The 9,459-nt window shown below is 60.6% G+C and carries 10 protein-coding genes and 1 pseudogene; 8 read left to right on the plus strand and 3 right to left on the minus strand.

The window, feature by feature from the left end; translation table 11 throughout:
- The 6 genes and pseudogenes from QZT71_RS10945 to QZT71_RS10970 form a co-directional block, all read left to right on the plus strand.
- A pseudogene (locus tag QZT71_RS10945) lies at positions 1-515 on the plus strand (DNA polymerase III subunit gamma/tau); the annotation flags it as partial.
- Positions 516-537: 22 nt separating this feature from the next.
- Complete coding sequence (locus tag QZT71_RS10950) at positions 538-684, plus strand: hypothetical protein (RefSeq protein WP_295916046.1); 147 nt, start codon at positions 538-540, stop codon at positions 682-684.
- Positions 685-715: 31 nt separating this feature from the next.
- Entirely contained in the window at positions 716-2,014 is a 1,299-nt protein-coding gene (gene tyrS, locus QZT71_RS10955; RefSeq protein WP_295916048.1) for a tyrosine--tRNA ligase, read from the plus strand.
- A 1-nt stretch (position 2,015) separates the two neighbouring features.
- Positions 2,016-2,369: a dihydroneopterin aldolase gene (gene folB / locus QZT71_RS10960; RefSeq protein WP_295916049.1), complete on the plus strand. Its 354-nt coding sequence runs from the start codon at positions 2,016-2,018 to the stop codon at positions 2,367-2,369.
- Between the two features lie 54 nt (positions 2,370-2,423).
- The gene (locus QZT71_RS10965) at positions 2,424-3,773 is read left to right on the plus strand and encodes a sodium-dependent transporter (RefSeq protein WP_295916050.1); all 1,350 of its coding nucleotides are present in this window, start codon (positions 2,424-2,426) and stop codon (positions 3,771-3,773) included.
- Between the two features lie 434 nt (positions 3,774-4,207).
- Positions 4,208-5,632 (plus strand): calcineurin-like phosphoesterase family protein, encoded by a 1,425-nt coding sequence (locus QZT71_RS10970; RefSeq protein ID WP_295916054.1) that lies wholly within the window; start codon positions 4,208-4,210, stop codon positions 5,630-5,632.
- A 223-nt stretch (positions 5,633-5,855) separates the two neighbouring features.
- On the opposite strand, the gene ribH is transcribed toward QZT71_RS10970, so the two are convergent.
- Together ribH and QZT71_RS10980 are read right to left on the minus strand one after the other, a co-directional pair.
- Positions 5,856-6,386 carry a 6,7-dimethyl-8-ribityllumazine synthase gene (gene ribH / locus QZT71_RS10975; protein ID WP_295916056.1) on the minus strand — a complete coding sequence of 177 codons (531 nt, stop codon included), beginning with the start codon at positions 6,384-6,386 and terminating at the stop codon, positions 5,856-5,858.
- A 9-nt stretch (positions 6,387-6,395) separates the two neighbouring features.
- Positions 6,396-7,079, minus strand: a complete 684-nt coding sequence (locus QZT71_RS10980; RefSeq protein WP_295916059.1) for a tetratricopeptide repeat protein — start codon at positions 7,077-7,079, stop codon at positions 6,396-6,398.
- 106 nt (positions 7,080-7,185) lie between these two features.
- Between QZT71_RS10980 and QZT71_RS10985 the strand changes: the two genes are divergently transcribed.
- Complete coding sequence (locus QZT71_RS10985; protein ID WP_295916060.1) at positions 7,186-8,373, plus strand: DNA replication/repair protein RecF; 1,188 nt, start codon at positions 7,186-7,188, stop codon at positions 8,371-8,373.
- 14 nt (positions 8,374-8,387) lie between these two features.
- Positions 8,388-8,660 (plus strand): DUF721 domain-containing protein, encoded by a 273-nt coding sequence (locus QZT71_RS10990; protein WP_363150871.1) that lies wholly within the window; start codon positions 8,388-8,390, stop codon positions 8,658-8,660.
- 425 nt (positions 8,661-9,085) lie between these two features.
- On the opposite strand, the gene QZT71_RS10995 is transcribed toward QZT71_RS10990, so the two are convergent.
- On the minus strand, positions 9,086-9,459 hold a 374-nt coding region (locus tag QZT71_RS10995), incomplete at its 5' end, for an OmpA family protein (protein ID WP_295916066.1).

The following is a 9,459-nucleotide window of genomic DNA, read 5'->3' on the forward strand; positions in this document are numbered from 1 at the left end:
CGGCACCGCCCGCCCCGGCAAGGCCCCCAGCACCCGGCCCCGCCCGGCGTTCGCTGATTTCGGGTGCTTCGATTTCGGAGCTGCTCGCCGCGGCGGGCGACCCCGACGAGGAGCTTTCGGACGGCGAAACGCCCGACGAAGCGGAAGCGGTAGTCGTCGACCCGGACTGCGCCGAGAAACTGGAGCACGCACGCGGCCGGATACTGAACCTCATCAAGGAGAAACGCCCGCGCTTCGTGCCGGCCTTCGAACTGATGACGTTCCGCGACAACACGATTTCGGTAAGCGTACCGACGACCGAACTGCGCGAGGAGATCCTGCGCAGCAAGACCGGAATGCTGATGCGCATCGCCGAACTGGCCGGAACCGAGGGAATGATCGAACTGGAAGTGACGGTCAACGAGGAAATCCGGGCGGCACGCCCCATCAAACTCGAAGACCGGGTACGATACATAACGGAAAAAAACCCGCTTGTGGCTGAACTGCGCAAAGCGCTGGACCTGGAAGTGGAATAATCGTGAATGACAAGCCCCGCACATGCTTGCAATAAACTCCATCCTCGCGGTACTGTTCATCACGGTTGCACTGATCAGCATCGCTTTCGTGGTTATCCGGACAATCGGGAGCAACAAAAGGTGGAAAGAGATGGAGCCCGGACTTATCCGTCCCGGCAGACACCTTTAACGGAAAAAACAACAAAAAGGCAATCATAAAAATGGCAACAAAGAATTTCATCGAAGAACTCGAATGGCGCGGGATGATCCACACGATCATGCCCGGCGCAAAGGAACAACTCGAAAAAGAGATGACGACGGCCTACCTGGGCATCGACCCCACGGCCGACTCGCTGCATATCGGCCACCTGGTGGGCGTGATGATTCTCAAGCACTTCCAGATGTGCGGCCACCGTCCGCTGGCCCTCATCGGCGGCGCGACGGGCATGATCGGCGACCCCTCGGGCAAGTCGCAGGAGCGCAACCTGCTCGACGAGCCGACGCTGCGCCACAACCAGGAGGCAATCAAGCGCCAGCTGGCCAAGCTGCTCGACTTCGAGTCGGACGCCCCCAACGCGGCCGTGCTGGTCAACAACTACGACTGGATGAAGGACATCACGTTCCTGGAATTCATCCGTGACATCGGCAAGTGCATCACCGTCAACTACATGATGGCCAAAGACTCGGTCAAGAAACGTTTCAGCGGCGAGGGCGACGGCATGTCGTTCACCGAGTTCACCTACCAGCTGGTGCAGGGCTTCGACTTCCTGCACCTCTACCAGACGATGAACTGCAAGGTGCAGCTGGGCGGCGCCGACCAGTGGGGCAACATCACCACCGGCACGGAGCTCATCCGCCGCAAACTGGGCAGCGAAGCCGAGGCGTTCGCCATCACCTGCCCGCTCATCACCAAGGCCGACGGCACGAAGTTCGGCAAGACCGAGAGCGGCAACGTATGGCTCGACCCGCGCTACACCTCGCCCTACAAGTTCTACCAGTTCTGGCTCAACGTCAGCGACGAGGACGCCAAACGCTACATCCGCATCTTCACGCTGCTGGATCGCGAAACCGTCGGGGCGCTGATTGCCGAACACGAGGCCGCACCCCACCTGCGCGTACTGCAGAAGCGGCTGGCACAGGAGATTACCACGATGATTCACTCGAAAGAGGAGTACGAAAAGGCCGTCGAGGCTTCGGCCATCCTCTTCGGCGGAGCCACGTCCGAGGCGCTGCGCAGGCTCGACGAACAGACGCTGCTGCAGGTGTTCGAGGGCGTGCCGCAGTTCCGCGTCGCCCGCACCGAACTGGGCCTGCCGTTCGTGGAGCTCTGCGCCGAAAAGACGCAGGTGTTCCCCTCGAAAGGCGAATGCCGCAAGATGGTGCAGGGCGGCGGCGTGTCGCTCAACAAGGAGAAGGTCGCCGACCCGGTTCGCCCGGTAACGGAAGCCGACCTGATTGCCGGCAAATACCTGCTCCTGCAGAAAGGCAAGAAGAACTACTACCTCGTAATCGCCGAATAGGATGGAGTACCGCATCGTCCTCACGCGCATGGAGTTCCGTGCGATGCACGGCTGCTACGAACTGGAACGCAGGGTGGGCAACCGCTTTACGGTCGATTTGGAGCTGACGGCCGAGCTGGGCGCCGTGGCTACGGACGACGACGTGCGCAAAGCCGTCAACTACCTGACGGTCTACGAGGTCGTCCGTACGCAGATGCGTATCACGCAGCACACCATCGAGCGCGTGGCGATGAACATCATCGAAGCGATTTACGCCACCTTTTCGCAGGTACGGCATGTAAAATGCACCGTATCGAAACTGGCGCCGCCGCTGGGCGGAAAACTCGAAAAGGTTAGCGTCGTGCTGGAGAAATAGGACGGGTGTGCGCATGCATGCGCACACCCGCTTCCATTATAAACAGGTTAGGTCATGCATCATAAGGAGAGTCGTGCCACCCTCGGTGGCAAATTGAGCGCCGTGCTCGTTGCGGCGGGAAGTTCCGTGGGTCTGGGAAACATCTGGCGTTTCCCCTATGTCGCCGGGGACAACGGCGGCGGAGCCTTTCTGGTAATCTACATCCTCTGCGTCCTGCTGCTGGGACTGCCGCTCATGCTCGCGGAGTTTTCGGTGGGACGCGCCGCGCACCGCAACGCCGTGGGTGCTTACCGGGCCCTGAACCCCCGGTGGAGTTTTTTGGGATACAACGGCGTGCTGGCGGCATTCCTGATTCTCGGATTCTACTTCGTGGTATCGGGCTGGACAGCCGAATACATGGTGCACTCCGTCACGGGCAGCATCGCCCGCTTCTCGACCGCCGAAGAGTACAAGAGCCTGTTCGAGAATTTCATCAGCAATCCGTGGCGGCCTGTGGTCTACACCTGCCTGTTCGTGCTGGCGACCCATTTCGTGATTGCCCTGGGCGTGCAGAAGGGCATCGAACGTTCGGCCAAAATCCTGATGCCGCTGCTGTTCGTCATCCTCATCATACTCTCCGTACACTCGCTGCTCATGCCGGGCGGAGAGGCCGGACTCAAGTTCCTGTTCGCCCCCGATTTTTCGAAAGTGACACCCACGACCGTGCTCGTCGCACTGGGGCAGGCATTCTTCTCGCTTTCAATCGGCATCGGCACGATGGTGACCTATGCCTCGTATTTCAAACCCGACACCAACCTGCGCCACACGGCACTCAACGTCACGATTCTCGACACGCTGGTAGCCATACTGGCCGGCGTTGTTATCTTCCCCGCGGTTTTCAGCGTGGGTATCGAACCCTCGTCGGGGCCCTCGCTGGTATTCATCACCCTGCCGAGCATCTTCAACGGCATGCCCTTGAGCATGGTCTGGTCGTCGGTATTCTTCCTGCTGCTGGTCGTCGCGGCCCTCACGTCGACCATCTCGCTGCACGAAGTGGTCACGGTCTACCTGCACGAGGAGTGGCACATGAGCCGCAGGGCCGCGGCATGGACTACGACCGCCGCAACGGCCGCCCTGGCCTCGCTGGCCTCGCTCTCGCTGGGCGTACTGGGCGGCTTGAAAATCTGCGGGCTCACTCTCTTCGACTCGCTCGACTTCCTGACGGCCAATATCCTGCTGCCCGCAGGCGGGCTTTTCACCTGCATCTTCGTGGGCTGGAAACTCGACCAGCACATCCTCAAGGCGCAAATCACCAACGACGGCGAACTGAAATTCCGCATCTACGGCCTCTTCAGCTTCCTGCTCCGCTACGTCTGCCCGGCGGTTCTGCTGCTGATTTTCCTCGACAACCTCGGGGTTTTCTGACCGGACAACCCCGTTTTCCCGGCCCCGGCTTTCCAGCAAACGGGGACTTTCCGCATCCCGGCCGGGCCGGACATGCAATAATTACGTTCCAAAACCTGTCGCCGACTGGAATACAGCCGGATTATCACCGTATTATTCCATTTTCAGCTTGGACAATCCGATTAAATCCGCTATATTTGTTTCGCACTGAAACAAGACACCATTACGATTCACAATCAATTTCCGCTACCCCGGCCGCTGCGCCGAAGGAATGCGGCGTATGCGAAAGGCACAACGCCAGCGGCAAACTATGCTCCACACCACAACCGCGCCGTGAAAAAGACCTGATAATCCGGTTACCGGGAGAGCGTCGGGCACGGGATGAAACCATTTGCGCCGCCGATAAACCGAATAATATAACCAATCATATACAACGACCCAAAAAGACCCGAACCATGAAACGCCTGCTACTTCTCTTCCTGATTTGCTGCAGCCTCTGCGCCGCGGCTTCCGCCCGCCCGATCCGCGGCTCCGTAAAATGCGCCGGGAAACCGATGGAAGGCGTCACCGTCACGGACGGCTACACCTTCACCCGAAGCGATGCACAGGGCGCTTTCACGCTCGATGCCGACGACCAGGCGCTGTTCGTCAGCATGGTAACCCCGTCGGGATACCTCGCGCCCCTGGCCGATGGCGTGCCGCAGTTCTACCTGCCGTACGCCCCGGGCACCAAACGCTACGACTTCGAACTGCTGCCGTGGCCCGGGAGCGGGGATTGCTACGAACTGCTGGCCGTCGCCGACCCGCAGCCCAAGACCGACAGGCATTTCGAGCGGCTGCAAACCGAAATCATCCCCGTACTGCAGGCCGCCGCTGCGGCGAAGAAAGCGCAGGGTGTCAATCAGGCGGTTATCCTGCTCGGGGACGTGGTATGGGATTCGCCCCAACTCTTCGCCGGTGTGAAAAGGGAGTTCGCATCGCTCGGAATTCCCCTTTACGGCGTCATCGGCAACCACGACCACGACCTGCACAAGAGCACCGACCGGGAAGCGACGGAAACCTACCGCTCGCACTTCGGCCCCACCTACTACGCTTTCGACATGGGCCGCACCCACTACGTCGTGCTCGACGACATCATCTACCACGGGGCGCGGAAATACGACGAGCAAATCGATTCGATGCAGCTGCGCTGGGCCGCGGCCTATGCCGGACGCCTGCCCGGGAATTCGCGCGTATGCATCGTCATGCACGCCCCGGCCATGAAGTCATGGCTCGGCAACCGCGTCATGGAGTCGGCCGAGGGGCTGATGGACGCTTTCGCCGGGCACGACGTGCACTTCATCACGGGACATACGCACCTCAACTCGAATTTCGACATCCGCGAGGGTGTCATGGAACACAACGTGGCGCAGGTCTGCGGCAACCTCTGGTATGACCCCATCAACTGGGACGGCACGCCCAAGGGATACCAGCTCTTCCGCGAATGCGGCGGCGACTTCACGTGGGAGTATCAGAACCTCGGGGAGTACCCTTGGCGCCAAATCCGCGTCTGGAGCCCCGGCCAGGTGAAGGAGCATCCGGCTTCGGTGGTGGCCAAAATCTGGAACTGGGATTCCTACTGGACGGTCGTATGGTATGAGGACGGCCGCTACCGCGGCGCCATGCAGCGCACGGCGCTCGACGATCCCGACTACACGGCGCACATCGACTCGCTGAAAGCCGCCGGGAAGAAACTCTCCAAAATACAGCATCCCCGGCCGACGAACTTCTACTTCACGGCCCGGCCCTCGGCTTCGGCCCGGGAAATCGAAATCGTGGGCACCGACCGCTTCGGCCGCCGCTACTCGGAGCGCATCACGCTGCAACCCGGCGAGCGGTAAACCGCACCGTCCACCCCGGAAACCGCCGTCATTTCCCGCCGACAGCGCCGGAAAACGCCCCTGTCACCGAACCGCCTGCCGTTACTTCCGCAAAAGTGCATCCCGCAACCACGGCCCGCACACAGCGGCAGCAGCAACGGCCGACGACGGGGTGTATCCGACACAAAAATAAAAACCGGGCGCCGCGAAGTGCAGCGCCCGGTTTTACGTATTGGGTCGTTTCCTAATTGATGTTCCGCCGGTCGGGTTCATGGTCGGGCGAAGCCGCCTCCATTTCAATCTGCAGCTTGACCATGTTGATGGCCGTCGCAGCCGCTTCGTCACCCTTGTTGCCGTGGCGGCCGCCGCAGCGGTCGAGCGCCTGCTGCATGTCGTTCACGGTCAGCACGCCGAAAGCGATCGGCATGTTCCACTGAATCTGCAACTGCGTGATGCCCTGCGTCACGCCCTGGCAGATGAAGTCGAAATGGCGCGTATCGCCCTGAATGACGCATCCCAGCGCAATCACGGCGTCGACGTCGGTATACTCGGCGAAAAACTGTGCGCCGAGCGCCAGCTCGAACGTGCCGGGGACATACTTGATCTGGATATTCAGGTCGGGACATCCGGCGGCGCGAAGCGTCCGCACGGCACCCTCGAGCAAGGCTTCGGTGACCTCGCGGTTCCATTCGGCCACTACGATGCCGAACCGCATCTCCGCGGCCGAAGGCAGGGGTGAATCGAATTGGGACAGGTTGTGGTTCTTGGTCGCCATAGTGCCCGGTTATTTCACGCTTCCGAGGAGTTTCTCCGCCTCACGCGCGTCCATCGACGCGGGATACGAGGTGAGGATCTGCTCGTAGAATTCGACAGCTTTCTTGTTGTTGCCCTGCGCCTGTTCGGCGAGTCCCGCCTTACGCAGGTACATCGGCGCCGTCAGGTTGTTGTCGGCGGCCTTCACGGCTTTCTCATAGAACTTCACGGCCTTGGCGTAATCCTGCTGCTCGACGGCGATGTCGCCCTGCAGCCCGTAGTTCTGCGCATTGATAAGGGCGCCGGGAATGCCTTTCACGTGCGAATACTTCGCCAGGTATTTGGCGGCGTTCTCCAAATCGCCGGTCTTCAGGTAGCAGATACCCGCATAGTGCATGGCGAGGTTGCCCGAGGGGGTCGAGCCGTACTTGCCGATTACGTCGAGGAACCCGGCGCCGTTGGCATCGCCCTCGAGCGCGAGCCGGTAGTCGGCGTTCTGGTCTTCGAAACGGTACTGCGCTTCGGCGATCATCTCGGCGGCCTTTTCGACACGCGGGGAGACAATCAGTGCGCGGTAACCGTAAACAAGTGCTGCGAGCACCAGCAGGCCGAGGAAAATATACGACAGCAGACGGCCGTTTTTCTCGAAGAAAAGCTCTGTTTTGTTCATTGCTTCGCCGAGGGTTTCCTGCTCGGCTACATGCTGTTTTGCCATAAAGAATATCTTGTTTTTAGTTTATAATTCCGTACGATAGTCTGCAAAGATACAAAACTATTCAGAATGTACAATGCGGTATTCGGATTTTTTGTACCTTTGTAGTATGTACCTGAAGAAAATATCGCTGCTGAATTTCAAAAACATCGCACAGGAGGAACTCGCGCTGTGCCCCGGCATCAACTGCCTGGTGGGCGACAACGGCGCGGGTAAAACCAACGTCATCGACGCGGTTTACTACCTCTCGATGTGCAAATCCTCGCTGGCGATGACCGACGGGCAGAGCATCCGCCACGGGGCGGATTTCTTCATGGCCGAGGGGCAGTACCTCACCGACGCGGGCAAGACCGAGAGCGTCGTCTGCACGTTCTCGCGCAAGGGAGGCAAAGTGCTCAAGCGCAACGGCAAGGAGTACGAACGGCTTTCCGACCACGTAGGCCTGATTCCGGCCGTCATCGTATCGCCGGCCGACAGCGCGCTGATCAGCGATGCGGCGGACGAACGGCGCCGCTACCTCAACGGCTTCATCTCGCAGCTCGACCGCTCCTACCTCTGCTCCGTCATGCGCTACAACGCCGTGCTGGCCGAGCGCAACCGCCTGCTCAAGACCTCGCCCGACGAAACGATGCTGGGGATATACGACCTGCAGCTGGCCGAACACGGCGAAAAGATACACGCCCGGCGGCGGGAGTTCGCCGAGCGCCTGCAGCCCGCCGCCGCGGAATACTACCGGATTCTGTCGGGCGACCGCGAGCAGGTGGAGCTGCACTACAAATCGGAACTCAACGACCGGCCGTTCGAAGAGGTGCTCCGTGCGGCGCGCCAGAAAGACCTCGTGAACGAATTCACCACCTCGGGCATCCACCGCGACGACCTCGTCCTGAAAATCGGCGGATACCCCTTACGCAAATACGGCTCGCAGGGGCAGCAGAAGTCGTTCCTGATTGCCCTGAAACTGGCGCAGTATGCCATCGTGGCCGCCGAAAAAGGCGAAAAACCGATTCTGCTGCTCGACGATTTGTTCGACAAACTCGATGCGGGGCGCGTGGAACAGCTGATCCGGCTCGTATCGGAAGATTCGTTCGGGCAAATCATCATTACCGACTGCAACCCTACGCGCCTGCGCACGATCCTCGACAAGGCGGGCGGCGAGTACGCGCTCTTCACGGTCGAGAACGGCGGGATAAAACAGGGCGACGGCAATCCGCGGCAGGATGCCGCCCATAACGTCGCAGGAGGGGAAACCGGCGAGGACACAGCGACGTCCGCCGCAGACGGGGAGGAGCAGCCATGAGGAGAACCAAAACCATGCTGATGGGCGATTTGCTGGAGGAGTTTTTCAAACGCCCCCATATAGCCGCCAAAGTCGCCGAGGGGAAGCTCCCCGACACGTGGCGCGCCATCGTGGGCGATCGCGCCGCCGACCTCACCACGGAGCTCCGGCTCGAAAACCACATCCTCCACGCCCGCATCCAGTCGAGCGTACTCCGCTCGGAACTTTTCTACCAGCGCGAAGCGCTCAAGGAGGAGATCAACCGCCGCTCGGGCGTGCGGCTCGTCAATGCCGTAATCATCCGATAAGCCGGGAAAGGCAGGCGAAAAAGCCCGACAGCCGGGGCGCACCCGGACCGGGAAACCGGCCGGCATACATCCCGGCTCAACCACAGCCGGCAAACAAAACCGGCCGGCAGACATCCTGGCGCAACCAGAGCCGGCAGACAAAACCGGCCGGCAGGCATCCCGGTGAAACCAGAGCCGGCAGACAAAACCGGCCGGCAGACGTCCCGGCGAAACCAGAGCCGGCAGACAAAACCAGCCGGCAGACATCCTGGCGCAACCAGAGCCGGCAGACAAAACCGACCGGCAGACATCCCGGCCAAAACCATCCCGCCGGCAGGACGCCCCTCCCCGAAAAACCGCCGGACAAGAAAACATCAGACAAAAAAAGGATGCCGCACAAATGCAGCATCCTTTTCTCATTCCCGGCCTGCCGGGGCCTGCGGCGATTAGTGGATAATCGCGGCACGGTTGGCAGCCTGCACTTTCTTGAAAGGATCGGGCGAATTACCCTTGCCCTCGTAGTTCAGCTGCTTGGGATTGACACCTTTCGATACAAGGAAGTCGTAAACCCGCTTTGCACGGTGCTCGGCGACACGCTTGTTCCCGGCCTTGGTACCCGTCTGCTGGTCGGCATGGCCCACGATCTGGTAAACGGTATCTTTCGAACCGCTCTTGATTTGCTCGGCAATCAGTTCGAGGCGGGTCTTCTCCTGCGGCGTCAGCCACGACATGCTGTAATCGAAGAGGATAATCGAAGTGTCGGCTATCGCCTGCTCTTCGGCGGCAACTACCGTAGCGGCGGCCGCTGCGGTAGCCGCTG

It is taken from the genome of uncultured Alistipes sp. (assembly GCF_902388705.1).
Taxonomy (GTDB): domain Bacteria; phylum Bacteroidota; class Bacteroidia; order Bacteroidales; family Rikenellaceae; genus Alistipes.